This window comes from Rhodoglobus sp. GW821-FHT12B09, assembly GCF_058809925.1.
In genome coordinates, this window is the sequence record NZ_JBXATB010000011.1 from 17,443 (window position 1) to 39,921 (window position 22,479).

The following is a 22,479-nucleotide window of genomic DNA, read 5'->3' on the forward strand; positions in this document are numbered from 1 at the left end:
GTGCCCGACCTGAACATGCCCGACGACGCGCTCATCGAGGAGCTGCAAGCGACCCTCGGCCGCGAGCTCATGGAGAAGCTCGACACCGCCCTCGCCACAGTGAACGCCGGCGCCCGCGAGCAGACCCGCGAGGACGCGCTCGCGGAGCTTCGCTCGCTGCACCTGGTCTACATCAAGGACTGGGTCGTCAACTCGATCGCCATCGCCTACCTGAACCCGAAGGACCCCGCATGAACCGCCGCACCCGCATGACCCCGCGCACCCTCAAGAACACGATCCTGTCCCTGCTGCTCGCCGGCGTCGGCATCGCCGCCTTCCGGCTCAGCTTCGACGCCCAGGTCACCCTCGCCATCGCCGCCGGCGTCGACCCCGCCCTCGCCGGCCTCTACCCCCTCATCGTCGACGCCGCCATCTTCACCGGCGTGCTCATCCGCCTGTGGCACCCCGAGCTCTCCAAGAAGCTCACCGGCTACCTGTGGTCGGCGATCGCCTTCTGGACGATCACCTCCGTGCTCGGCAACGCCTTCCACGTCCTCGCGCTCCCGCCCGGACGTGTGCAGCTGCCGCCGCTCATCGCGATCGGCGTCAACACCCTGCCGGCCCTCACTCTCTTCCTCATCATCCACTTGGCCACCACCACCGCGTTCCGAGCGCCGGCACCCACCCCTGCAGTGATACCCGTGCCGCGGCCGCAGGGACGCCGTACCCGCCGCCCAGCTGACAGCGTCGCCATCACCGACTGGTCCGGCGACGTCGTGCACGAGATCCCCGCATCCGACATCCCGCCCATCACCGACAAGGAACTCCTCGCGCTCGCCGACGAGGACCTCTCCATGTCGCAGATCGCCGAGCGAGTCGGGCGCTCGAAGTCCTGGGTGGGCGCGAACGTCAAGCGCCTTCGTGACGAGCGCGACGCTGACCGGGCAGCCGAGCAGGCCAGCGCATGAGCACCCCAGCCGAGCACTACCTCATCCGCGGAAACGCCCTACACCCCGTCGACCTCGAGCACGAGGCCTCCATCACCCGCAACTACGCAGGCCGCGGCCGCTGGGTCATCTGCACGTGCCGTACCTGCTCGACGTGCGGGCAGCTCATCCAGGTACGCGAGGACGGCACCCTGCAGAACCACGGCTCGGGCGTAGGCCTCCGCGACATCTGCAAGGGCTCCTACACGCCAGCACCAGCCGACGCCCTCGAGCTCATCATCCACGACGTCGAGCATGACATCGGCACCCAAGTTGAGCGGTGGCTGCAGAGCACCGCCGATCTGCTCCACCTCACCCCGGAGCAGCTCGCGGAGAGGTACGAGCTCCTCTGGGAGCCGTACCTGCTCGACGTCACTGAGAACCGCGTCACCGCTCGCGTCCGCCTCGAGCTCAAGGGCCAATCCGCAGCCGACCTCCCAGCCAGCCTCGCGCCCATCTTCCTCGAACCAACCACCCCCAGAAAGGCGAGACTCCGATGACCGAAGGCCAGTACTTCACCGCCACCAACCGCATCGTCGGCCCCGAACAGCAAGCCCTGGCGCTCGCCGAGTCGCTGAACGACCTGCAGCTGCACATAGCGTTCCTGCCCGACGACAAGATCTCGGGCAGCCGCCTCTACACGCGGCGCATGATGGCGTCGATCGACGTCGACTACCCGGTGCTCGTGCTGCCCGAGAGCGCACGCGCGCAGTGGGAGTCCGATCCGAATACGCCCGCGCACATCAAGCCGCACGACGGGCCTCTGCCCGCAACGGAGCGAGTGACGACATTCGGCATCGTCACACCGGGCCAGCGCCCCTGCTGCGCCGGCAACGTCGGCGGCCCTCCCCATGACGCGTCGACACCCGGCCATCCGAACCACTGCAGCTGCGATCGGTGCTTCTAATGGACCCAATCGACGTCGTGTCGATCGTCGTGCTACTACTTGGCGCAGCCGTCGCGATACGCATCCTCGTCACCGTGGAGCTCGAGGAGGCTCGTCGACGCCGACGCCGCCCAGCAGCATTGCCCAGCATCGAAGCCCAATACGCGCAGACACGCGAACGCCTCGCCGCGGATCCCGAGTACATTCGCCTCTCCGTGGCCGCCCAGCACGAGAAGGAGACCACGCCGGATACCTACCTCGCACGCAACCGGTTCTGGTTGTACGTCGAGATCAACACTCCCTGGACCAGCCGATGAGCCCGTACACGCCGCCGAAGTGGTGCACCTCCAGGCACCCGTTCCTCGACAACGTGACCTGTGAGCGCCGCAACAACCACGGGGAGTCGCACCGCGCCGAGATCGGCCCGCCCCTGCCCGTCATCACGAAGGGCCCCGACGGCAACGACATCACGGTCGTCCGAGCACAGGTCGTCAGCTGGTGAGCGTTCTATGCGGTGCTGGCGACTGCACGAAGCCGGCTGTCGTCGCCCTTCGCTTCCACGCCATGCCCGGGCACGTGCACAACTGCGCCGAGGATGAGGCCATCAATCGCGAGTACTCCGACGTCAGCGCGTCGGCCGCGATCGTCGACGGGGCATGCCCATGGCCGTGCACCGCGGCGCCGATCTACACCGCCACCCCGAGGGCGCTCTCATGACCGTACCGATCGGCGGGATCGCCGCCCTCTACTTCGACACGCTCCGAGTACTCGAGGAGAACATGATCGTGCGCAGCGCCGCCACCGGACGCTGTTACCGCATCACGTCCGTGCGCAGGCAGGAGAAGGGCAAGCACGCGGGCCGCTGGCACGTGCAGGGCCTCGTCCTCGGTGTACTCACCGACGAGCAGCTAGAAGGCGAGGACGTCTACACGTTCGGCTGGTACCCACGATGAGCCCGCGCGCCGAGGACCTCGCCCAGCTCGACAAGCTCACGGCGCTCGCCGGAGAGCTGATCGAGCACATGGAGCAGCTCCTCGAGGCAGCCATGACCAGGTACCGCCGATGAGCGAGGGGCCCATCAAGCGCGAACGCCTCGCCACCACCGTGCCCAAGCTCGGCAAGATCCCCAAGCCAGGCGCCCTCGTCATCCCCGACGACTTCCCCGCCGGCTTCCCACGATGGACCGTCCTCCACGTCCCACCAGCCGCCGGCATGTCCGACGTCCTCACCCTCATCACCGTCGACAAAGCCGCACCAGTCCAGAAGATCCGTCGACGCATCTACCAAGTACGCCTAGTGACGTAGGCACCACCCACCACCGCCTCAGCGCCGCCACACAGACCGCACAGGCCACAGACGACGAAGAACGGCGCTCGCCGAGTCCGACACGCCGACACGCCGACACGCTCAAACGGTCAATACACGGAAACGCCCGAGGTTGATTGCACACTTCGTTACTAGAGTTCGGTGTCTTGCACCCGGATCACAATGGGCCTCGCTTCGGCGGGGCCTTTGTCGTTCCACCGGTCGACCTGAACGCGTGTCGCGGTCCTACCTGTCGGGGGATCCCGTTGGCGAGCTCAGCCTGCACGAAGCGAGCATCATGAAACGCCCCGGTCGCCGGTATTCGGGTTACCTGCGACCGGGGCATCCCTCACCCGAAGGGTGCCAGCCATGCGCAGCATCGTGCGTCTGATGAGCCCCACCCACCGCCGCATCGTCGAGCTCAACGTCATGTCGGGCATCGACGGCCGTACAGACGAGCAGCTGCGCAAGGCGTTCAACTGGTGCGACTACCTCGGCCCTGGCATCGCCGACGAGGCCGGCTGGTTCATCCCAGAGAGCGACCCCACTGTGGCCGTCGAGCCGATCCGCTCGAGGGCGATCGAGTGAGCGCCACCAGCACAGGCATTCATAGCGCGAGATACCAGCGCGATCGCGCAGCCAAGCGCATCGAGTGGAAGCGCAAGAAGCGCGTCTGCAACGAGTGCGGGCAGGAGATCGACTACGACCTCCCGAAGACGCACCCCATGCACTTCCAGCTAGACCACCTCAAGTCCCGCAAGACACACCCCGAGCTCGAGTTCGATCCGCTCAACTGGGCCCCTACGCATGCACGCTGCAACAAGGCGAAGCACACAGGGCAGCAGGACGCAGGCATCGGCGAAACGAGCGAGGAGTGGTAACCCAAGGAGGATCCCATGACCGACGACACGAAGCCTGACGAGACGCCCGCCGCCGAGCCCGCAGTTGCCACCGAGCCTGAGCCCAAGCGCGCTCCCGCCAAGAAGGCGCCAGCTGCTCGGAAGGCGAAGGCCCAGACCGCCACCGTTACCAAGCCGAGCGGGCCTCGCGGAAAGTGCGCAGGCTGTGGCGACGACGTCGTGCTCGACGAGACGACTACCGTCGGCTCACGCACCCCGATCGTGCACCACGGCTGCGAGGCCATGACCGCGATCATCCGCAGATTCGCCCTGGACGTGCTCGTCGACCCGAGCACCCCGCTGCCTGCAGCCACGAAGTAGACCGCTCTCGCGCGGCCCGGAGGGGCCGGAGGGTAGGGGTGTCGCAATCTCTACGCCACGCGTGTAGCTCCACTTTCCGGGCAGTGATCTCTCTCTCCCCAAGGGCCTCGCGTGCGCGCGCGAGAGGCCGCGTCACGTTTTAGGCAGGTCCCCACATGCCTCAACCCAAGAAGGCGCCGCTCACATCGGCCGAACGAGCCCGGAAATACAGGGAACGCAAGGCCGAGGAGCGCGAGCAGGAGCGCATCGCGATCGCCGCTGCCGAGCAGCTCGCGCGTGACGCTCGTGACGCCGACCAGAAGCCGAAGTCCAAGCCGATCCCGACGCAGCTCGAGGCGACCGACGCGGCCCTCGGCGCGATGAAGTGGCTCAAGGACTCCGACGGCGCGCTCGTCAACCAGGCCCGCCGCGTCTCGAAGCAGATCGACGACCTCCTCGAGGCGGATCCGACCGCGACTGGCAAGGCCACCTCGCTCGGGCAGCTGCTCACCCGCTGCCTCCACGAGCTCGGCGGCACCCCGACAGTGCGACTGCAGCACGAGCTCCGTTCCCTGCGCGTCGCCGCGGGACTCGACAACGACGGTGGACCCGATGACAGCAGCAGCGAAGGCGGCACCAAGAAAGCCGCGGCCGGCGCAGGCGCGACAGTCACGCCCATCAAGCGGCCCCCGAAGCGGAAGCGCTCAGCGGCAGGTTAGGTACGGCTCCGAAACTCCTCGGATCTACACGAAGCCGCTGCGCCGCCTTACCCGCAGCACCACGCTCGGCTTCGAGGTAATCGAGTTCGCGATCTGGCTGCGCGCGCGCCTGCTGCAGATCGCCGAGCTCACCGAAGCGATCGACCCGAACCTCGCCGAGGCGTACCGCAACCTGGTGCCGGCGCTGCACCCGTGGCAGAAGTGGTTCCTCATCCACGCGCTCGAGCTGCTGCCCGGGCCCGGCAAGATCTTCCGGTTCAGGATCATCCTGCTGCTCGTTGCCCGGCAGAACGGCAAGACGACCATCATGGTCGTCCTCATCCTCTGGCGGCTGTTCCAGGACGGCGCCCCGAAGATCATCGGCGCGTCGACGAAGATCGAGCAGGCCGAGGAGACCTGGGACCACGTGCGGCTCATCGCCGAGCTCATCCCCGAGCTCTCCGACGAGATCTCGCACGTCGGGAAGGTCAACGGCTCCAAGTACATCCAGCTCGATTCCCTCGAGGAGTACTTCCCCCAGGCCACGAACGGCAACGCCGGCCGCGGCTGGGCCGCCGAGTTCGTCCTCGTCGACGAGCTCCGCGCCCACAAGACGTGGGCGACCTGGTCCGCGATCTCGAAGACGACCACCTCGAAGGAGCGCGGCCAGGTCTTCGGTGCATCGAACGCCGGGGACGCGTCCGCGGTCGTCCTGCGCCAGCTCCGCCAGTCGGCGATCGACGCCATCAACGGGAAGCTCGCCGAGGGCCTGGACGAGGACGAGTTCGACGTCGAGCTGCTCGAGCTGCTCGAGTCGTCCGCAGTAGGGCTGTTCGAGTGGTCCGCCCGCGAGGGCCGCGGCATCCGCGACCGCGATGGCTGGTACGAGGCCAACCCCTCGCTCGGCCACAGCATCACCGAGGCCGCGATCGCCGTCTCCCTCAGCGACCCCGAGTGGGAGTTCCGCACAGAGGTTCTCTGCCAGTTTGTCGACACCACCGAAGGCGGCCCGTTCGCCGAGGGCAGCTGGGAAGCCACCCGCGTTGCGAAGGTCGAACGGGACACGTCGCGTCCCGCCGGCTACTGCGTCGACGTCTCCTACGACCGCAAGATGGCCTACATCCTGGTCGGCTTCTACGACACCGACGGACGGCTGCGCGCCGAGGTCGCGGCACGTCGAGCCGGCACCGACTGGATCATCCCGTGGCTGCAGAGCCCCAAGCGGAAGATCCCGCCCAAGCTCGTCACGCTGCAGTCGGTCGGCTCCCCCGTCTCGAGCCTCATCCCCGAGTTCGAGGAGGCCGGCATCGAGCTGATCCCTTGGCAGGGCACGGACGTCCCCCGCGCCTCGGGAATCATGTACGACGAGATCGAGCGCGGCACGACCACCCACGGCAACCAGCCGCACCTCGACGTGGCCGCCGGCACGGCAGTGCCCAAGCCCTCGTCCGACGGCTGGATGATCGACCGCAAGAACTCCCCCCAGGACGCTGCCCCGCTCGTCGCCTTCGCAGGCGTCCTGTGGCTCATGCGCGTCCACGGGAACACCAGCCGCGAATCCGTCTACGAGACGCGCGGCCTGCTGAGCATCTAACCCGGAGGTCCCCGTGCTTCGTCCTGACCGTCTCGTCCGCAACGCCATCCGCACCCGCTACCTCGTCTCGACCACCTCGGACGAGGCATTCCAGGGCGTCCTTGTCGACGCGGACGAGCACACGCTCGTCCTCGCGGACGTCCAGCAGATGGGCATCGGCTCCGAGCCTGTGGCAGTCGCCGGGCAGCTGTGGATCCCGCGCGCGACCGTGAAGTACCTGCAGACGACGAACGCCTAGGAGGCGGCATGCTTCTCTCCGCCACCGGGACGCTCGTCCCCACCATGAGCGGGCTCTCCGACCGAGCCCCGATCCTCGGGAACGGCAGCTACTACTCGACGTCGACCCTCTCCCTCTCGGGCCAGTGGGCGGCGTACAGCGCCATCTACCGCCGGCAGCTGTGGGTCAACACCCTGGTGAGCAAGCTCGCCATGGCGCACTCCCGCACGCCGTTCGGCTTCCGAGTGCCGGATGGCAAGGGCGGGTTCACTCAGGAGACCGGCGATCTCGCCGCGCTCATGCGCAACCCCAACAAGCGGATGTCCGGCAACAAGTTCTGGATCTGGTTCTCGTCGACCTACGACGTGTACGGCGAGGTCGGCGCGCTCAAGCTCCGCGACCTGCGCGGCAAGGTTCGCGAGCTCTGGCCGCTGCACCCCGAGAACATTCGCATCGAGACGGACGAGAACGGCGACCTCTGGTACGTCAAGACCAACGGCGTCGTCGGCCCCAACGGCTTCCCCCGCTTCCACGAGAGCGACGTCATCTGGCAGGCGTCCTACAACCCCGAGACGACCACCCGCGGCGTCTCGAAGCTTGAGCCGCTGCGCATGACCCTGCTCAACGAGGACGCGTCCCGTCGCGCGACCGCGTCCTTCTGGCAGCGCGGAGCGCGACCGAGCCTCATGCTCGCGACCGAGAAGTCCCTCAGCGAGGGCGCGATCAAGCGCATCAAGCAGCAGGTCGACGCGAACAACTCCGGCGCCGACAACGCCGGCAGCTCGCTCATCCTCGAGGAGGGCCTCAAGCCCGAGCTCACGCAGCTCAACCTCGAGGAGATGCAGTACATCGAGTCGCGGAAGCTCAACCGCGAGGAGGCGTGCGCCGCCTATGACGTGCCGCCGCCCGTCGTGCACATCCTCGACCGCGCGACGTTCTCGAACATCACTGAGCAGCTGCGCTCCCTGTACCGCGACACCATGGCCCCCCGCAACGTCATGTTCGAGTCGACCATCGACCAGCAGCTCGTCGTCGACTTCTACCCGATCGACTCCGGTGTGCAGAGCCGGTTCGACATGGACGAGGTCCTTCGCGGCGATTTCGAGAAGCGCGCCGAGTCCGTCGGCACCCTGATCGAAAAGGGCGTCATGAAGCCCAAGGAGGCACGCCCGCTGTTCGGCCTCGACGACGCCGGCGAGGTGGCCAACCAGCTGTTCGCCAACGCGGCGCTCGTCCCGCTGGGATCGAGTGCCCGGACGGCCCAGCCGGTCGCGACCGACGGCACGCTCATCCCGCAGCCCCTCGAGCTCACCGCCGGACCTGCGCCCAAGACGCTGACCGTGCGCACGCTCATGGGGCGCCTCAGTCAGGCGAAGGCCGCCGGCAAGAAGGCCACCCGCGCGCAGCTCGTGCTCGAGCACGAGAAGGCGCTCGGGGAGTTCTTTGCCAAGCAGAAGGCGGACGTGCTCGGCCGCGTGAGCAAGGCCGCCGGCATCTTCACCCCTGCCGACTGGGACGACGAGCTCGCCGGCATCCTGGATGCCCTCTCGACCGCCACGACGGCGGCCATCGGCTCAGCGACCGCCAGCGAGCTCGGCGCGAAGTTCGACCCGAAGCCGATCGCCGAGTGGCTCGCGACGGATGCCCGCACCTCCGCGGAGAACCTCAACGCCTCCACCGCCGACCTCATCAAGAAGCGCCAGGCGCGCGTGATGGAGGACGACGACCTCGAGCTTGACGACGCGATCGCCGACCTCTTCGACGTCGCGATCGCCAGCCGCGCCGAGGAGATCTCCCAGACCCGAGTCGGGATGCTCGCAGGCTTCGCCGCGCTCGTCGCGGCCGGGCAGGCCGGTGCGTCGACGAAGACCTGGCTGGTCACATCCGGCAATCCCAGGGCCTCGCACGCTGCCGTCGACGGCGAGACAGTCGCGCTCAACGAGACGTTCAGCAACGGCATGAACGGGCCCGGCGACTTCACCGGCGGCGCCGACGAAGTCGCGGGGTGCACCTGCGAACTGCAGTTCGAATTCAAGGAGTAGACCATGACCGTCATCCGCAAGGACGCCGCGCTTCTCAACACGGGCGCCGACGACGACTTCCCGGGAACGTTCCGGGTGATCCTCTCCGCGCCCACCCTCGACCGCGACGGCGACACGCTCCTGGCCGACGAGTGGAAGCTGCCCCTCCCGGAGCACATCACCTTCGACGTCGACCACGAGATGTCGGTGCGCGGCACCGTCGGATCCGGCCGGCCGTATCTCAACGACGACGGCCAGGTGCCCGAAGCACCGGTAGGCGCCCTGATCGTCGACGGCGAGTACTCGTCGCTGCCGCTCGCGCAGGACACGCGCACTCTCGTCGCGGAGAAGCACATCCGCACGACCTCTGTCGCGTTCATGACTACGCCGGTGCCCGCGAAGAGCAGGGGCGCGAAGATGGTGCGCGAGCTGCTCAACGGAGCGTTCGTCGCGGTCCCATCGAACCGCGAGGCTCTCGTCCTCGAGTCCAAGGCTGCAGCTGCCCGCGCGAAGGCGGGCGCACGCAACAGCTCGAGCGACGCGCAGCGGATCCAGACGATTCACGATCTCGCGCTCGAGCTCGGTGCCAGCGCGGAGACGAAGGATGACGCCGGCGACGAGACGAAGGCCGCGAAGTACGCGGACCTCAAGGCGATCGCCGGGAGCTACGAGGAGCTGCAGGAGCGACTCCGCGAGGCTCTGCGCGAGAAGTACACGGGCTGGCTGTGGCTGCGCGCCACCTTCCCCGCCGCCGGCGACACTCCCGGCGCGGTCATCTTCGACATCGAGGATCCCGACACCTACGACTCCACCACCTGGCGTGAGTCGTACACAGACGACGGCAGCACGATCACCCTCGGTGGCGATCGCGAGGCCGTGGAAGTGGAGGTCACCGAGACGGTGACTGCCACGCAGGACGACGCGACCAAGGCCGCAGACGCCGGCGCCGCCGAACCGCCCACCGCCGGAGCTCCCGCTCCCGCGGCCGGCAAGACGGCCGCTCCCGCCGAAGAGGACGAAGCGGAGATCCACATCAGGGCAGCCAAGTACCGGCTGCTCATCACCGCAAATTCAACCACCCCGGAAGGGAGCACCACATGAGCACCAAGCTCAAAGAGGCCCAGGATCAGGTAGTTACCCTGTCCGTCAAGGCCCTCGCCGTCGCCGAGAACCACGGCGGCGTCTACAAGTCCGCGGCCGAGCAGAAGGCCGCACTCGAGCCGCTCGAGGCGGACATCAAGAAGTGGACCGACGAGGTCGAGAACCTCGAGTACGTCGAGAACGCCCGTAAGGCGTTCGCCCAGAACGGGCAGCCGATCGACTCCGCCGGTGACAGCCCGAAGGGCGACATCCGAGGCAAGTCCCTCGGTGAGCAGTTCGTCCAGTCCGAGCAGTACCAGGAGCTCGGCAAGCGCGGATTCAAGGGCCAGTGGTCCTCGGGCGACGTCGAGCTCAAGGCTACCTTCGCCGAGGGCACCGAGGTCGCGCCGGGCGGCGGCTTCGCACCCGCGAACTTCGCGCCCACGCTCGTCCCCGGCGTCGTCGACCAGCGGTTCCGCCCGCTGACGATCGCGGACCTGTTCCCCTCGGGCACGACCGAGTCCCCGCTCATCCGCTACCTCGTCGAGACCCTCGCGGTCAACGGCGCGGCCGCGATCGGCGAGGGCGAGCTCAAGCCCGAGTCGCAGCTCGAGCTCACCCCCGAGGACGAGACGCTCCACAAGATCGTCACCTTCCTCGCCACGACCGACGAGATGCTCGAGGACTGGGCCCAGACCCAGAGCTACATCAACGCCCGCCTCGCACTGTTCGTCAAGCTCGAGGAGGAGGTGCAGCTGCTGCGCGGCGACGGCACCGGCTCGAACCTGGTCGGCATCCTCAACCGCGAGGGCCTGGCCGACGAGATCATCCGTGGCACCGGCCCCTCCGCGGCGGACGACACCGCCATGGACGCGATCTACCGCCAGATCACCCGGATCCGCATCGAGCAGTTCATCGAGCCCGACGCGACCGTGATCGACCCGCTCGGCTGGGAGGGCATCATGCTCTCGAAGAACGAGATGGGCCAGTACTACGCAGGCGGCCCGTTCGTCTCCGAGGCCGACCGCACCCTGTGGGGCAAGCGCGTCTCCGTCTCGTCGGCGATGGACGACTTCGAGGCCCTCGTCGGCGCGTTCGCACAGGGCGGGCAGATCTTCCGCAAGGGAGGCCTGACCGTCACGGCCAGCAACTCGCACGCGGACTTCTTCCAGCGGAACAAGACCGCCATCCGCGCGGAGGAGCGACTCGCCCTCGCCCTCTACCGTCCCGGGGCCTTCGGTCTCGTCAGCAACCTGGACTAGGAGGTAGCCAGCATGCAGAACTACGGCAACGAGGTCGAGATCCTCAAGGACGGCACGGTGCTCACCACAAGCGCCAACGGCTCGAAGATCCTCGACACGGTCAACAAGAGCACGCTCCGCGCGCTGCTCGTCGCCACGGCGGCATCCGGCACCACCCCGTCGCTCACCGTGACGGTCCAGACGAGCGCCGACAAGGGTGTCACCGACACCTGGCGCGACGTCGCGGCGTTCACCGCGGTCACCGCCGCCGGCTCGCAGCGCAAGTCGTTCGTCGGCCTCGACCGTTGGACGCGCATCAAGTGGGCCATCACCGGCACCACGCCGAGCGTCACGCTCGGCATCTCGGGCGAGCTCGTCTAGCTCACACCCACCCAGCGAGGGGCCCGCGGCAACGCGGGCCCCTCGTCTCGTCGTCATCCCCAGTGAAGGAGCCAGACCCCATGAGCGACAGTCTCCCCATCGGTCAGCGCCGCGGCCGCACCCGCCTCGCAGGCCGGAACAAGCGCAGCACCAACCGCAAGCCCTACAACAAGTTCGCCAACCCCGCCGTCGACGGCGAGGTCGACCCCATCGTCGCCGAGCACGAGGCGGCCGCGGCCGCGATGCTCGAGCAGCTCGCGCAGCTGCCCATCCACGCCGGCGACGTCGTCAAGCTGACCGCCGAGGCGCTGGACTCCCCCGACAACGCCGACATCACCGACGACGAGCGCGCCGCGCTCGCCTCGTGGCGCGGCACCGTCAGCGGAGTGCGCGTTGACGACGACATGCTCGTCGCCGACTTCGAGGGCGAAGACCCGACCGGCCCTCTCGACCTGTTCGTCGTGGTCGACCAGGTCGAGCTCGACGCGGCGAAGGACCAGGCAGAGGCCACCGCCAAGGCCGAGAAGGAGCAGGCGGCCGCAGCAGCGAAGGCGAAGAAGGCCACCGCGCCGAAGACCGCGAAGGCAACGCCGGCGGCCGCGGAGACCAAGGTCGTCGCCGCTCCCAAGAAGGCGCCCCAGGAGCCGAAGACCACGGCCGAGACGAAGTAGGTAGCGACGATGCCCGACCCGATCCTTGCCCCAGTGAAAGACCTCGGCGTCCTCGTCGGCGAGACGATCGCCGACGACGACGCCAAGGCGCTGCTGCTGCTGAGGACGGCGTCGGGCATCGTCCGCGCCCACTGCCGCCAGAAGCTGCACATGGTCGTCAACGACGTCATCCGCAGGACGCCCATCGCCGGACACACCGTCTTCCTTCCCGAGTTCCCCATCGTCTCGGTGACCTCGCTGCAGCGCAGGACGCTCCCGACCTGGACGACTATCCCGGTCGCGCGCTACGGCGACGTCGACGAGGAGACTGGCCGCCTGCAGCTCGCGCACGGCGGCTACGACCGCGGGCCCTGGCAGATCACCTACACCCACGGCTTCGACCACACGCCCGCCGAAGACGGCAGCCTGCCCCACATCCCGGACGACATCCAGGGCGCCGTCCTCGGCCTCGCGTCCCGCGCGTGGGAGACGCCCATCGGCGTCGACAACGAGCGGATCGGCCAGCGGTCGATCAAGTACCTCATGCTCGACAGCGGATTCGACCCGCTCGAGGAAGCAGCGCTGGCCCAGTACCGCCACGTCTCGGTGGCATGATGCGCCGCCTCGGCAGGGACACCGTCCAGCTGGTCATGCCCGGCGACAAGACGGTGCACGGCAGCACGAAGGACGACTGGACGACGGCCGCCGAGCCGGTCGTCGTCGACGGCTGCTACGTGGAGCTCAGCGTCACAGCGGAGGACCTCGTCCACCGAGACGCCACCAAGGCCGCGGGCACGGTGTTCGCTCCCGCCGGCACCGCCGTGCACCACCGCATGAAGGTCGTGTACCAGGGCAACGACTACGCCATCGACGGCCTCGCCCTCGAGATGCACTCGTACACCGGCCGGCTCGACTACGTGCCGATCCCGATCAACGTCTGGGAGGGATGATGGCCAGCATCCGCGTCAAGATCAACAGCAAGGCCGCGGCCGCCCTGCTCAAGTCCCCGGAGATCCAAGCCGAGCTCCTGCGCCGCGCGCAGCTCATCGCCGACGCCGCAGGCGGCGCACCCGACTTCGAGGCCACCAGCACGGTCGGCAAGAACCGCGCCCGTGCCTCTGTCATCACCAGCTCGATCGACGGCCAGCTCGCGGAGGCCCGCGATCGCACGCTCACCCGAGCACTGGACGCCGGCCGTGGCTGAGCTCATCGTCTTCGACGACGTCGAGCAGCTGCTCGTCGACTTCCTCCCCACGACGATCAATGCACTCGAGGACTGGGACGGCGTCGACGCCGGCACCGCCCGCCCCAACCCCGACACCGGCAAGTTCATCCGGGTGCTCGTCGTCGGCGGTACCGACGATGGCCTGATCCGCGACGAGCCCACCGTCGTGCTCGAGTACTTCGACCCCGACGAGGACGTCGCCGCCCGCCTGGCCGCGGCCGGGGGCGCCGTGCTGCAGCGCGCCGCCCGCCTCGGGTGGCTCGGCGACACCCCGTTCACGCGCCTGCAGACGATCTCCCGGCCGCAGAACCTGCCGGACCCGCTCACCAGCGACGTCCGCTACACGGCCACCTACGGCCTGAAACTTCGCGGACGTACCGCGTAGATCCCCACCTCGACGCCGACCCGCCCGGGCCGGCGTTTTCGCTATGCCCGGAAAGGGGCCCCCTGCAATGACGAACACCGCTGCCAAGGTAATCAACGGCAAGCCCGTCGCCACGGGCGGTGTGCTGCGAGCTCCTCTCGGCACCGCCCTCCCCATCACGGCTGTCGCCACTCCCAACGTCGCGTTCATCGCCCTCGGCTACGTCGGCGAGGACGGCGTCGCCAAGTCCGAGAGCCGCGACACGACCGACATCAAGGAGTGGGGCGGCCTCACGGTCAAGAAGTCCCAGACGGGCTTCGAGGCCACGTTCAAGTTCGCCTTCCTCGAGTACCTCAACGCCGACGCAGCCAAGACCGTGTACGGCGAGGACGCGGTCGTGGTCACCGACGCGACCGTCTCCCACGGCGAGCAGATGGCCGTCACCGTCAAGGGCCAGGAGGCGCCGCACGGCGCCTGGCTCTTCGACATGGCCGACGGCCTGGCGCACGTGCGCATCGCGATCGGCGACGGCCAGATCACCGAGGTAGCCGACACCACCTACAACACGAGCGAGGGCGCCGTGCGCGACGTCACCCTCACCGTCTACCCCGACGAGGACGGCGTCCTCTACTACGAGTACACCGACGACGGCCTCGTCGCCGCCGAGTAGCTCTCCCAGACGACGAGTCGGGCGGTGGGGATCCCGCCCGGCTCGTCCCCGCTATTTCCGATCCCCACACCCAGAAGGAGATCCCCATGTTCGAAGTACCCCCGGCCAAGAGATCCATAAAGCAGAACCTCTTCGAGTTCAAGCTGCCCGGCGATCCGACGACCTACACGCTGCCCAAGCTGCAGTTCATCAAGCCCGCGCTCGTCGAGCGCCTCGATGGCGGCAAGAAGACCGACATCGTCCGCGCACTCCTGGACGAGTACCTCCCCGGCAAGCCCGCGGTGGAAGGCCAGCCGGCGATTGAGGCCGTGCCCGCGTCCGCCGGCGTCAAGGCCGTACGCGCTCGAGCGGAGGTCCCCGCCCAGCCCGCCGTGCCCAGCGTGTACGACCGCATCGAGGACGCCGAGCAGCTCGTCGCCCTGTACGAGGCGTGGGCCGCGGCGTCGGGAATGAAGCTGGGGGAATCCTCGGCCTCCACCGGCTCCTAGCGGAGCACGGAGAGGCCATCCGACGCGACCTGTTCGTCGTCGGACGATCGCTCGACGACCTCGGCACCAAGCGCCTCACCTGGCTCGACCTGCGTGCGTTCACCTCGCACGCAGGTCGAGACACCGCTCTGCATCGCGCCATCAACGGCGAACTGGCCGACTGGCCGCTCGAGGTGCAGCTGCAGGCCCGGATGGTCGACCTGCTCGCCGCCGGCAACTGGCAGCGCGGCCGCGGCAAGGGGCCCAAGCCCAAGCCCGTACCGCGCCCGCTGCAGAAGAAGCGCATCGGCACCACGGTCATGAGCCTCGACGACATGGACAAGTTCCTCGGCTACTCGCCGCGCAAGACAACCAAGTGAGACAGGCGGTGGCGCATGGATTCAGTCGAGCTCGCCGTCGCCTATCTCCACCTCGTCCCGTCGCTGCAGGGCTCCGAGCAGGAGATCGCCACGCAGCTCGGCGGAGTTGGAGACGCGGCCGGCAAGAAAGCCGGCATCGGATTCGGCGCCGCCTTCACCGCGGCCCTCGGCGCGGCCGCGATCGCCGGCGCGGTCGTCGCAGGATTCGCCGGCCTCTACGCCGCCGGCAGCGTCTTCGACGACGTCTCCGACACCATCAGGATCCGCAGCGGCGAGACAGGCGAGAACCTCAAGGCCCTCGAGGCCGTCGCCAAGGACGTCGCCACCTCCGTGCCGACATCCTTCTCGGCCGCCGGCGACACCGTCGCAGCCCTCAACCAGCGCCTCGACCTCAGCGCCGAGACGCTCACCACCGTCGCCTCGCAGTACATCGAGGCCGGCAGGCTCCTCGGCCAGGACGTCGACATCAACTCGTCGACGGCCGCGTTCTCCGCCTTCCACATCGAAGGCGACGCCGTCATCGGCGCCATGGACACCCTCTTCCGGGTATCCCAGGCCAGCGGTGTCGGCATCAACGAGCTCACCGCGGCCGCGCAGCAGAACGCGCCCGCCATGCAGAACCTCGGGTTCAGCTACGACGAGACCGTCTCGCTCATCGGCACGCTCGACAAAGCCGGCATCAACTCCACCCAGACCCTCGCCGCCATGGGCAAGGGCCTCGTCAGCCTCGCCAAGGACGGCGAGGAGCCACAGGCAGCATTCCGCCGCGTCACTGACGAGATCAAAGCCCTCATCGACTCCGGCGACACCGCCGGCGCGATCGACCTCGCCTCCGGCGTCTTCGGCACCAAGGCCGCCAACCAGTTCGTCGGCGCCGTGCAGTCCGGCACCCTCGCCCTCGACGACCTCGTCGGCGGCCTCAACGTCAGCTCCGACACCATCCTCGGCGTCGCAGCTGAGACCGCCGACTTCGGCGAGTCCTGGACGATCGTCAAGAACAACGCGCTCGCCGCGATCGAGCCGCTCGCCACCGGCGTGTTCAACCTGCTCGGCGGGGCCATGAGCCACGTCGCAGAGCTCTCGCAGGAGCTCGGGCCGAAGATCGCCGACGGCTTCTCCGCCGCCGGCTCCGTGCTCGGACCCATCTTCGAGCGCCTCGGACCCATCTTCGAGCAGCTCGTGCCGCAGCTGCTCGACCTCTGGCAGGCGTTCTCGCCTCTGTCTCTGATCCTGCAGGTCCTCACGCCGATCCTGCCGATGCTCGCGGACGTATTCGGGCAGCTCGCCGCCACCCTCGGCGGCGCGCTCGGAACCGCCCTGCAGTCGGTCATGGGGGCGCTCGCGCCTGTCGTTCAGGCGCTCACCGGATCGCTCTCGCAAATCCTCATCACGCTCCTGCCGATCATCGCCAACATCGCGGTGATGCTCGCCGGCGTTCTCGGGGACGCGCTCGTCCAGCTGGCGCCCGTCGTTGGCCAGCTCGCGGCCTCGCTCGGCGGAGTACTCGGCAACGTCCTCACCGCACTGTCGCCCCTGCTCGTGCTCATCGCGGGCCTCATCGGCTCCGTGCTGCAGGCGGTCCTCCCGCTCATCGCCCCGGTCCTCGACCTGGTCATGGCGTTCATCCCCCTGCTCGCCCCGATCATCGAGCTCGTCGGCAAACTGCTGACCCCGCTCATCGAGCTGCTCACAGCGATCCTCACGCCGATCCTGGCGCTGATCTCCCCCCTGATCGACCTGCTCGCCGGCGCACTCGGGTTCGTGATCGAGATCCTCGCGAAGCTCATCGGCTGGGTCGTCGAGGGCATCACCTGGTTCGTCAACCTGGTCACCGGTTCCGAGGACGCCAGCGACCAGCTCAACGCCGTGTGGGGCGCCCTGGGTGACTTCTTCGGCGACGTGTGGAACAACATCGTCGGGTTCTTCTCCGACGGCATCGACAACGTCATGGACTTCGTCGGCGACCTGCAGGGCAACATCCTCAAGGCCCTCAAGGGCGCAGGTAGCTGGCTGCTCGACGTCGGCAAGAACATCGTGCAGGGCCTCATCGACGGCGTCAGCGGGATGGCCAAGCGAGCGGTCGAGACGATCACCAACCTCGGCACCTCGATGCTCGACGGAATCAAGAGCCTCCTCGGCATCCACTCTCCCTCGAGGGTGTACGCCGACGAAGTCGGCGAGCCCATCGGCGACGGCATCGACGTCGGCCTCGCGAGGACGCAGGGCGCCATCCAGGCGCGACTCAACGCCCTCGTGGAGATCCCCGACATGAGCCGCCTCGCGCCCGTTGTCACCGGTGGCGCGATGCTCCGCCCGCCGGCCGACCTCAACCTCGAGGCCGACGGCGACGTCGACGAGCGGCCGCTCCGCGGTCGGTCCACCCAGCCGATGGAGCTGTCCGAGGAGACGATCGAGCGCCTCGCGCTTGCGATCGCCCGAGCGCTGCGTCGACTGACGCAGCAAGGAGGTGTGGTGACGAATGGCTGACGCCACATCCGGCACCTACGGCATCCTCCGGCTCACTGCGACGATCGTCGGAACCAACGCCGCCGCGCGCTGGACCGACGTCGCATGGACGCTTCGACTCGTCGAGAACAACAGCACCAACGAGCAGTTCAACGGTGACGGAGTCAGCTTCTCGGTCGTCTTCTACCCGGTGGAGACGATCGCCTCCGGCACGTTCACCTTCGACTGGCGTCCCGGGGGCAACCAGTCCACGCTCATCGCGTCGGGCACCTACCGAGTCGCGCACGGCTCTGCAGGCTCACCGCCTCCCGGCGCCAAGATCGTCGCCACCATCGGCGATACCGGATCTAACGGCGCCGGGCGCGGTGCCACCGTGCAGCAGGCCGTCACGCTGCAGACGCTGACCGTCGCACCGTCGGCGCCGACCTCCGTCGTCGGCACCCGCGTCAGCGACACCTCGGTGAGCCTCGCCTGGGCCCAGCCGTCGACGCCGACCAACGGACAGCCGACCACGGACACGATCCGTCGCTCGATCAACGGGGGCGCCTTCGCCGACGTCGTCACGATCGCGGCGGCCACCGCCGCGGCGATCGCCGGAGCCCCGAACCAGAAGACCGTCTACCAGATCACGGCCACCAACACCGCCGGATCCGCGACCTCCGCGACCTCGAGCGCGGTCTACACGACGCCGGCGGCGCCGACAGACGTCGCGGCGACGAAGGTCGGCGCGGACATCTCCATCGCGTGGACTCCCAACGTCGCGTTCACCGAGCACGAGCACGTCATCGAGCACGGGGTCGACGTCGCCGGCGTCGTCACGTGGGACGGCTCGCCGCTCGCGACCGTGGCATCCGGCACCTCGAGCTACACGGACAGCGCGCCGAACCCCGCGCAGCGGCACGTCTACCGCGTGCGCGCCCGCAACACGGACGTCGGCGCGCTCTCGAGCGCGACCGTGCAGTCCAACGTCGTGCAGCTGCTCACCGCGCCAGCGAAGCCGACCGTGCCCGCTCCCCCTGCGTTCGCGGACAAAGCCGCGGCGTTCCACTTCGCGTGGGTGCACAACTCGATCGACTCGAGCGCGCAGACGAAGCGCCAGGCGAGGTACTCGACCGACGGCGGCACCACGTGGACCACGGGCGCCAAGACAGCGTCGACCGACCAGTTCCTCGACTACGCCGCGAGCACCTGGGCGGCCAACACTGCGGTCACCTTCCAGGTGCGCACGAAGGGCGCCTACGACTCGGGATCCGACGGCGACGCGTCGTACTCGCCATGGTCGGACTCCGTCACAGTCACGTTCAAGACGAAGCCCGTTGCCACGATCACCTCGCCGGCGAACTCGAGCACGGTCACCACCGCGGCGCTCAACGTGGTGCTGGGGTTCTCGCAGGCCGAGGCCGCAAGCTTCGTCAGCGCAACGATCGGGCTCTACCAGGGCGCGACGCTGCTCGAGGAGCTCACGTCGACGACGCTCGCCGGCACCGCGTTCGCCACGCGCCTCGCGGACGGCAGCTCCTACACGGTGAAGGCCACCGTGAAAGACTCCAACGGCCTCACCTCTAGCCAGGTCTCGTCGACCTTCACTGTCGACTACACCGAGCCCGTGGCCGCCGTCGTCGCCGTCCAGTACCTGCGGGACTCCGGCATCGCGCAGCTGACGCTCACGATCCCCGGCGCCGGCGGCGGACTCGTCGCAGCCACCACGGTGTCGGTCGACCGCGTCATCGACGGCGTCACCGAGAGCATCGTGAGCGGCTACCCGAAGGCTCCCAGCCTGACGATCCTCGACACCACGCCGACGATCCACGGCACGAACCTCTACCGGGTGACCACCCGCTCGGCGGACGGGGCGACCACCGTCGTGGAGGCCACGCTCGTCACTAGCGAGGCGTTCTGGGCGTTCCTCTCGAGCGGCAACGGCTTCGACGAGATCGTCAAGTTCGGCGGCAACCTCGCGCTCGAGTCCACTCCGAGCTCCGACAAGGCGCAGCTGAAAGCCGCGGGGAGAACCCTCCCCATCGGCCTCTACGGCACCGGCACCGGGCTGCAGGTATCGGGCAAGGCCAGCATCGTCACCGGAGAGGGATCCACCGCCGAGGAGGTGGAGGCCTTCCTCATCACCGCGAAGAAGACCTGCTACCGGGATCCCACCGGCCGGCGCGTGTTCGGCCAGGTAGCCGGCTCCCTGTCACGGAGCAACGCCGCGCTCGCCACCGTGAGCTACACCATCACCGAAACATCCTGAGGAGCGGCGGGACATGTCGATCACCATTCCGGCCGGCATCGTCCCGCTGCGCTCACTCACCACCAACGAGATCCTCTACGGCGATCGCGTCACGTCGTACCGCTGGGAGGTGCTCACCCACTCGGCCGGCCTCGACACCCTCGCGGGATACCTCGACGGAGTCATCGAGCCATCCGCGGCGCTCGACTGGTCGCTCTACAGTGCTGTGAAGGGATCCGGCTCCCTCAAGGTGGCCGACCTCGAGGAGGCACAGCCCGGCTTCCTCCGGATCGGGCAGGTAGCGCTCGCCGGGGCGCGGCTGAGGCCCGTGCTCGTCGTCGACGGACTGACGGAGATCCCGCTCGGCGTCTACCTCTTCACCGCAGCCCCCGAGAAGTGGTCCAGCTCGGGGCGCGTCTACGGGCTCGAGCTGCTCGACAAGTGCACTGTTCTCGACCAGGACGAGATCGACACCACCTACACCGTCGCCGCCGGCACAGTGATCCTCCAAGCGGTCGCCACGGTGATCGCCTCGGCGGGCGAGACGCTCACCGTCGACGCTACGCAGACCGGCACCCTTGGCGCGTCGATGGTCTGGCCGACAGGCACAACGAAGCTGCAGATCGTCAACGACCTCCTGTCCGCGCTGAACTACAACGCGCTGCGCGTCGACGGCATCGGCAACTTCCGCACAACCCCCTACGTGGTCCCCGCGGCGCGCAGCATCAAGTACGAGATGCTCGCCGGCATCGATCGCGAGCTCGTCGACGGCGATCTCTCGATCTACGCCGACGAGTGGGACCGCGATCGCGACCTGTTCGCCGTGCCCAACAAGGTCATAGCGCTGCAGTCCGGCAACGGAGACGTCGCCCCGCTCACCGGAGTCGCCACCAACACGGACCCGACCTCGCCCTTCTCCTACTCGAGCAGAGGCAACCGCTGGATCACCCGGACGATCACAGTCGAGGTGCCCGCCGGCACCACGGGCGAGATCACCGCGTTCCTCACTGCCAAGGCCAGAGCGTCCCTCATCGCCTCCTCGAGCGTGCAAGCAGCTGTCGAGCTCAAGCACCTCCCGCTGCCCCTCCAGGTCGGCGACGTGCTCCGCTTCGCCAACGCGCCCGCCGGCATCGACAAGAAGCACGTCCTCACCCACATCGCGTTAGACGCCCACCCCCTCGGGCTCATGAAGTCCACGCTGCAGGAGGTGATCGACCTGTGAGCGACAGCACCGCCACCTGGGCCACCGTCACGCAGGTCAGCCCGCTGCGCGTACAACTCGACGGCGACACCGCGCCGCTTCTCGTCACGCCGGCATCCCTGGTCGACACCGCGGCGCTCGCGGTCTCAGACCGGGTGCGCGTCGAGCTCTCCGACAACCGCCTCATCGTGCACGGCCGCTACGGCGGCGGCCCGCTGCTCGCGAGCAGCGCCGTCACGATCACGGGTACGTCGACGACGACGGTTGTGACGCCGGCCGGGCTGAAGGCGGCGCTCAACGACGCGTCGAACGGGTATCGGCTGCGCCAGCTGCTCATCTTCACGGCGGGCGGCACCTTCTCCAAAGCCACCTACCCCTGGCTGCGCGCAGCTCGAGTGCGCGCCCAGGGCGCCGGCGGAGGCGGTGGCGGAGCAGCTGCGACGTCGACGAACTACAGCGTCGGATCCGGCGGAGGTGCGGGCGGCTACGCCGAGGCGCTCATCACGGACATTGCGGGCCTGGCCTCCAGCGTGACGGTCACGGTCGGCGCCGGCGGCTCGTCGACCTCGGGCGGATCCGGCGGAACGGGCGGGGCCTCGTCGTTCGGGGCGCTCGTCGCGGCAAACGGCGGAGGCGGCGGTCAGGCCAAGCCCGCGAACGTGTTCGCGCCCTACGTCTCCGCCGGCGTCGGCGGCACGGCCACGGCCGGCGACCTGCTCATCACCGGGCAGGGCGGCACGATCGGGGCCGGCTACAGCGACCTCGGCTCCGGTGGCGCCGGCGGCGCCGCACAGCTGGGCGGCGGCGCGCGCGGTGTCGGCGCCGGCTCGGGCGGGCTCGCCGGTGAGGCTGGCGGCGTCTACGGCGGCGGCGGCGGCGGCGCGTACAACTCGACGAGCCAGAGCGCTCGAGCCGGTGGAGCTGGAGGAGCGGGCATCGTGATCATGGAGCTCTTCGCGTGAGGTACGCAGTCGTCGAGAACGGCCAGGTGGTCAACGTCGTCCTGTGGGACGGAGAAGCCGAGTACTCCGAGCCCGGGGACCTGGTCTCGTGCCCTGACGAGGTCTCGGTCGGCTGGACGCTCGTCGACGACGAGTGGGTCATGCCGCCCGAGCCCGAGCCGGTCGAGTTCCCGTCGCAGGACTCTCTGCGCCTCGCCGCCATGCAGAGCCTGATGGAAGGCCGGCCCCTCACCGCCGAACAAGCTGCAGCCGTCGTCGGCTTCTAGCAACGCCCTATCGA

At 68.6% G+C, this 22,479-nt stretch carries 32 protein-coding genes; all 32 read left to right on the plus strand.

Annotated elements, in window-relative coordinates; genetic code table 11:
* The 32 genes from AC1RTC_RS15920 (at window position 1) to AC1RTC_RS16075 (ending at window position 22,465) form a co-directional block, all read left to right on the plus strand.
* Window positions 1–234 (plus strand): hypothetical protein, encoded by a 234-nt coding sequence (locus AC1RTC_RS15920; RefSeq protein WP_493157385.1) that lies wholly within the window; start codon window positions 1–3, stop codon window positions 232–234.
* Window positions 231–947: a DUF2637 domain-containing protein gene (locus AC1RTC_RS15925; protein WP_493157387.1), complete on the plus strand. Its 717-nt coding sequence runs from the start codon at window positions 231–233 to the stop codon at window positions 945–947. The genes AC1RTC_RS15920 and AC1RTC_RS15925 overlap by 4 nt, the downstream gene beginning before the upstream one ends.
* A complete protein-coding gene (locus AC1RTC_RS15930) occupies window positions 944–1,465 on the plus strand; it encodes a hypothetical protein (protein WP_493157388.1) in 522 nt (173 codons plus the stop codon). Before AC1RTC_RS15925 ends, AC1RTC_RS15930 begins: the two co-directional genes overlap by 4 nt.
* Entirely contained in the window at window positions 1,462–1,872 is a 411-nt protein-coding gene (locus AC1RTC_RS15935) for a hypothetical protein (RefSeq protein WP_493157390.1), read from the plus strand. Before AC1RTC_RS15930 ends, AC1RTC_RS15935 begins: the two co-directional genes overlap by 4 nt.
* On the plus strand, window positions 1,872–2,168 hold the full coding sequence (locus tag AC1RTC_RS15940) for a hypothetical protein (protein WP_493157392.1): 297 nt from the start codon (window positions 1,872–1,874) through the stop codon (window positions 2,166–2,168). Before AC1RTC_RS15935 ends, AC1RTC_RS15940 begins: the two co-directional genes overlap by 1 nt.
* Window positions 2,165–2,353, plus strand: a complete 189-nt coding sequence (locus tag AC1RTC_RS15945) for a hypothetical protein (protein WP_493157393.1) — start codon at window positions 2,165–2,167, stop codon at window positions 2,351–2,353. The genes AC1RTC_RS15940 and AC1RTC_RS15945 overlap by 4 nt, the downstream gene beginning before the upstream one ends.
* Window positions 2,350–2,568: a hypothetical protein gene (locus AC1RTC_RS15950; RefSeq protein WP_493157395.1), complete on the plus strand. Its 219-nt coding sequence runs from the start codon at window positions 2,350–2,352 to the stop codon at window positions 2,566–2,568. Before AC1RTC_RS15945 ends, AC1RTC_RS15950 begins: the two co-directional genes overlap by 4 nt.
* Window positions 2,565–2,804 carry a hypothetical protein gene (locus tag AC1RTC_RS15955; protein WP_493157397.1) on the plus strand — a complete coding sequence of 80 codons (240 nt, stop codon included), beginning with the start codon at window positions 2,565–2,567 and terminating at the stop codon, window positions 2,802–2,804. The genes AC1RTC_RS15950 and AC1RTC_RS15955 overlap by 4 nt, the downstream gene beginning before the upstream one ends.
* A gap of 109 nt (window positions 2,805–2,913) precedes the next feature.
* Window positions 2,914–3,156: a hypothetical protein gene (locus tag AC1RTC_RS15960; protein WP_493157399.1), complete on the plus strand. Its 243-nt coding sequence runs from the start codon at window positions 2,914–2,916 to the stop codon at window positions 3,154–3,156.
* A 369-nt stretch (window positions 3,157–3,525) separates the two neighbouring features.
* The gene (locus AC1RTC_RS15965; protein ID WP_493157401.1) at window positions 3,526–3,744 is read left to right on the plus strand and encodes a hypothetical protein; all 219 of its coding nucleotides are present in this window, start codon (window positions 3,526–3,528) and stop codon (window positions 3,742–3,744) included.
* A complete protein-coding gene (locus AC1RTC_RS15970) occupies window positions 3,741–4,037 on the plus strand; it encodes an HNH endonuclease (RefSeq protein WP_493157402.1) in 297 nt (98 codons plus the stop codon). Before AC1RTC_RS15965 ends, AC1RTC_RS15970 begins: the two co-directional genes overlap by 4 nt.
* Before the next feature lie 15 nt (window positions 4,038–4,052).
* Window positions 4,053–4,376 (plus strand): hypothetical protein, encoded by a 324-nt coding sequence (locus AC1RTC_RS15975; protein WP_493157405.1) that lies wholly within the window; start codon window positions 4,053–4,055, stop codon window positions 4,374–4,376.
* Between the two features lie 155 nt (window positions 4,377–4,531).
* Window positions 4,532–5,074 carry a terminase small subunit gene (locus AC1RTC_RS15980; protein WP_493157407.1) on the plus strand — a complete coding sequence of 181 codons (543 nt, stop codon included), beginning with the start codon at window positions 4,532–4,534 and terminating at the stop codon, window positions 5,072–5,074.
* Window positions 4,968–6,647 carry a terminase large subunit domain-containing protein gene (locus AC1RTC_RS15985; protein WP_493157409.1) on the plus strand — a complete coding sequence of 560 codons (1,680 nt, stop codon included), beginning with the start codon at window positions 4,968–4,970 and terminating at the stop codon, window positions 6,645–6,647. The genes AC1RTC_RS15980 and AC1RTC_RS15985 overlap by 107 nt, the downstream gene beginning before the upstream one ends.
* 13 nt (window positions 6,648–6,660) lie before the next feature.
* Window positions 6,661–6,885 carry an LSm family protein gene (locus AC1RTC_RS15990; RefSeq protein ID WP_493157411.1) on the plus strand — a complete coding sequence of 75 codons (225 nt, stop codon included), beginning with the start codon at window positions 6,661–6,663 and terminating at the stop codon, window positions 6,883–6,885.
* Between the two features lie 8 nt (window positions 6,886–6,893).
* Complete coding sequence (locus AC1RTC_RS15995; RefSeq protein WP_493157412.1) at window positions 6,894–8,906, plus strand: phage portal protein; 2,013 nt, start codon at window positions 6,894–6,896, stop codon at window positions 8,904–8,906.
* A 3-nt stretch (window positions 8,907–8,909) separates the two neighbouring features.
* Complete coding sequence (locus tag AC1RTC_RS16000) at window positions 8,910–9,986, plus strand: hypothetical protein (protein ID WP_493157414.1); 1,077 nt, start codon at window positions 8,910–8,912, stop codon at window positions 9,984–9,986.
* Window positions 9,983–11,227, plus strand: a complete 1,245-nt coding sequence (locus tag AC1RTC_RS16005; RefSeq protein ID WP_493157416.1) for a phage major capsid protein — start codon at window positions 9,983–9,985, stop codon at window positions 11,225–11,227. The genes AC1RTC_RS16000 and AC1RTC_RS16005 overlap by 4 nt, the downstream gene beginning before the upstream one ends.
* 12 nt (window positions 11,228–11,239) lie before the next feature.
* Entirely contained in the window at window positions 11,240–11,587 is a 348-nt protein-coding gene (locus AC1RTC_RS16010; RefSeq protein ID WP_493157418.1) for a hypothetical protein, read from the plus strand.
* 80 nt (window positions 11,588–11,667) lie between these two features.
* On the plus strand, window positions 11,668–12,258 hold the full coding sequence (locus tag AC1RTC_RS16015) for a hypothetical protein (RefSeq protein ID WP_493157420.1): 591 nt from the start codon (window positions 11,668–11,670) through the stop codon (window positions 12,256–12,258).
* Between the two features lie 9 nt (window positions 12,259–12,267).
* Window positions 12,268–12,852: a hypothetical protein gene (locus AC1RTC_RS16020; RefSeq protein ID WP_493157422.1), complete on the plus strand. Its 585-nt coding sequence runs from the start codon at window positions 12,268–12,270 to the stop codon at window positions 12,850–12,852.
* A complete protein-coding gene (locus AC1RTC_RS16025; RefSeq protein ID WP_493157423.1) occupies window positions 12,849–13,187 on the plus strand; it encodes a hypothetical protein in 339 nt (112 codons plus the stop codon). Before AC1RTC_RS16020 ends, AC1RTC_RS16025 begins: the two co-directional genes overlap by 4 nt.
* Window positions 13,187–13,441, plus strand: a complete 255-nt coding sequence (locus tag AC1RTC_RS16030; protein ID WP_493157425.1) for a hypothetical protein — start codon at window positions 13,187–13,189, stop codon at window positions 13,439–13,441. Before AC1RTC_RS16025 ends, AC1RTC_RS16030 begins: the two co-directional genes overlap by 1 nt.
* A complete protein-coding gene (locus tag AC1RTC_RS16035) occupies window positions 13,434–13,847 on the plus strand; it encodes a hypothetical protein (protein WP_493157426.1) in 414 nt (137 codons plus the stop codon). Before AC1RTC_RS16030 ends, AC1RTC_RS16035 begins: the two co-directional genes overlap by 8 nt.
* A gap of 67 nt (window positions 13,848–13,914) precedes the next feature.
* Entirely contained in the window at window positions 13,915–14,496 is a 582-nt protein-coding gene (locus tag AC1RTC_RS16040; RefSeq protein ID WP_493157428.1) for a phage tail tube protein, read from the plus strand.
* Window positions 14,497–14,582: 86 nt separating this feature from the next.
* Window positions 14,583–14,984, plus strand: coding sequence for a hypothetical protein (locus AC1RTC_RS16045; protein ID WP_493157430.1), 402 nt, complete (start codon window positions 14,583–14,585; stop codon window positions 14,982–14,984).
* Window positions 14,927–15,343, plus strand: a complete 417-nt coding sequence (locus tag AC1RTC_RS16050) for a hypothetical protein (RefSeq protein WP_493157432.1) — start codon at window positions 14,927–14,929, stop codon at window positions 15,341–15,343. The genes AC1RTC_RS16045 and AC1RTC_RS16050 overlap by 58 nt, the downstream gene beginning before the upstream one ends.
* Before the next feature lie 15 nt (window positions 15,344–15,358).
* Entirely contained in the window at window positions 15,359–17,830 is a 2,472-nt protein-coding gene (locus tag AC1RTC_RS16055; protein WP_493157434.1) for a phage tail protein, read from the plus strand.
* On the plus strand, window positions 17,823–20,057 hold the full coding sequence (locus AC1RTC_RS16060; RefSeq protein ID WP_493157436.1) for a fibronectin type III domain-containing protein: 2,235 nt from the start codon (window positions 17,823–17,825) through the stop codon (window positions 20,055–20,057). Before AC1RTC_RS16055 ends, AC1RTC_RS16060 begins: the two co-directional genes overlap by 8 nt.
* Before the next feature lie 13 nt (window positions 20,058–20,070).
* Window positions 20,071–21,258: a hypothetical protein gene (locus tag AC1RTC_RS16065; RefSeq protein WP_493157439.1), complete on the plus strand. Its 1,188-nt coding sequence runs from the start codon at window positions 20,071–20,073 to the stop codon at window positions 21,256–21,258.
* Window positions 21,255–22,199 (plus strand): glycine-rich domain-containing protein, encoded by a 945-nt coding sequence (locus AC1RTC_RS16070; protein WP_493157440.1) that lies wholly within the window; start codon window positions 21,255–21,257, stop codon window positions 22,197–22,199. The genes AC1RTC_RS16065 and AC1RTC_RS16070 overlap by 4 nt, the downstream gene beginning before the upstream one ends.
* Complete coding sequence (locus tag AC1RTC_RS16075) at window positions 22,196–22,465, plus strand: hypothetical protein (protein WP_493157441.1); 270 nt, start codon at window positions 22,196–22,198, stop codon at window positions 22,463–22,465. The genes AC1RTC_RS16070 and AC1RTC_RS16075 overlap by 4 nt, the downstream gene beginning before the upstream one ends.
* Window positions 22,466–22,479 lie beyond the last annotated feature (14 nt).

Coding starts and splice junctions, on each gene's coding strand:
- AC1RTC_RS15925 (WP_493157387.1), top strand. CDS start 231: ATGAACCGCCGCACCCGCATGACCCCGCGCACCCTCAAGAACACGATC.
- AC1RTC_RS15930 (WP_493157388.1), top strand. CDS start 944: ATGAGCACCCCAGCCGAGCACTACCTCATCCGCGGAAACGCCCTACAC.
- AC1RTC_RS15935 (WP_493157390.1), top strand. CDS start 1,462: ATGACCGAAGGCCAGTACTTCACCGCCACCAACCGCATCGTCGGCCCC.
- AC1RTC_RS15940 (WP_493157392.1), top strand. CDS start 1,872: ATGGACCCAATCGACGTCGTGTCGATCGTCGTGCTACTACTTGGCGCA.
- AC1RTC_RS15945 (WP_493157393.1), top strand. CDS start 2,165: ATGAGCCCGTACACGCCGCCGAAGTGGTGCACCTCCAGGCACCCGTTC.
- AC1RTC_RS15955 (WP_493157397.1), top strand. CDS start 2,565: ATGACCGTACCGATCGGCGGGATCGCCGCCCTCTACTTCGACACGCTC.
- AC1RTC_RS15960 (WP_493157399.1), top strand. CDS start 2,914: ATGAGCGAGGGGCCCATCAAGCGCGAACGCCTCGCCACCACCGTGCCC.
- AC1RTC_RS15965 (WP_493157401.1), top strand. CDS start 3,526: ATGCGCAGCATCGTGCGTCTGATGAGCCCCACCCACCGCCGCATCGTC.
- AC1RTC_RS15975 (WP_493157405.1), top strand. CDS start 4,053: ATGACCGACGACACGAAGCCTGACGAGACGCCCGCCGCCGAGCCCGCA.
- AC1RTC_RS15980 (WP_493157407.1), top strand. CDS start 4,532: ATGCCTCAACCCAAGAAGGCGCCGCTCACATCGGCCGAACGAGCCCGG.
- AC1RTC_RS15985 (WP_493157409.1), top strand. CDS start 4,968: ATGACAGCAGCAGCGAAGGCGGCACCAAGAAAGCCGCGGCCGGCGCAG.
- AC1RTC_RS15995 (WP_493157412.1), top strand. CDS start 6,894: ATGCTTCTCTCCGCCACCGGGACGCTCGTCCCCACCATGAGCGGGCTC.
- AC1RTC_RS16000 (WP_493157414.1), top strand. CDS start 8,910: ATGACCGTCATCCGCAAGGACGCCGCGCTTCTCAACACGGGCGCCGAC.
- AC1RTC_RS16005 (WP_493157416.1), top strand. CDS start 9,983: ATGAGCACCAAGCTCAAAGAGGCCCAGGATCAGGTAGTTACCCTGTCC.
- AC1RTC_RS16010 (WP_493157418.1), top strand. CDS start 11,240: ATGCAGAACTACGGCAACGAGGTCGAGATCCTCAAGGACGGCACGGTG.
- AC1RTC_RS16015 (WP_493157420.1), top strand. CDS start 11,668: ATGAGCGACAGTCTCCCCATCGGTCAGCGCCGCGGCCGCACCCGCCTC.
- AC1RTC_RS16020 (WP_493157422.1), top strand. CDS start 12,268: ATGCCCGACCCGATCCTTGCCCCAGTGAAAGACCTCGGCGTCCTCGTC.
- AC1RTC_RS16025 (WP_493157423.1), top strand. CDS start 12,849: ATGATGCGCCGCCTCGGCAGGGACACCGTCCAGCTGGTCATGCCCGGC.
- AC1RTC_RS16030 (WP_493157425.1), top strand. CDS start 13,187: ATGGCCAGCATCCGCGTCAAGATCAACAGCAAGGCCGCGGCCGCCCTG.
- AC1RTC_RS16040 (WP_493157428.1), top strand. CDS start 13,915: ATGACGAACACCGCTGCCAAGGTAATCAACGGCAAGCCCGTCGCCACG.
- AC1RTC_RS16045 (WP_493157430.1), top strand. CDS start 14,583: ATGTTCGAAGTACCCCCGGCCAAGAGATCCATAAAGCAGAACCTCTTC.
- AC1RTC_RS16055 (WP_493157434.1), top strand. CDS start 15,359: ATGGATTCAGTCGAGCTCGCCGTCGCCTATCTCCACCTCGTCCCGTCG.
- AC1RTC_RS16060 (WP_493157436.1), top strand. CDS start 17,823: ATGGCTGACGCCACATCCGGCACCTACGGCATCCTCCGGCTCACTGCG.
- AC1RTC_RS16065 (WP_493157439.1), top strand. CDS start 20,071: ATGTCGATCACCATTCCGGCCGGCATCGTCCCGCTGCGCTCACTCACC.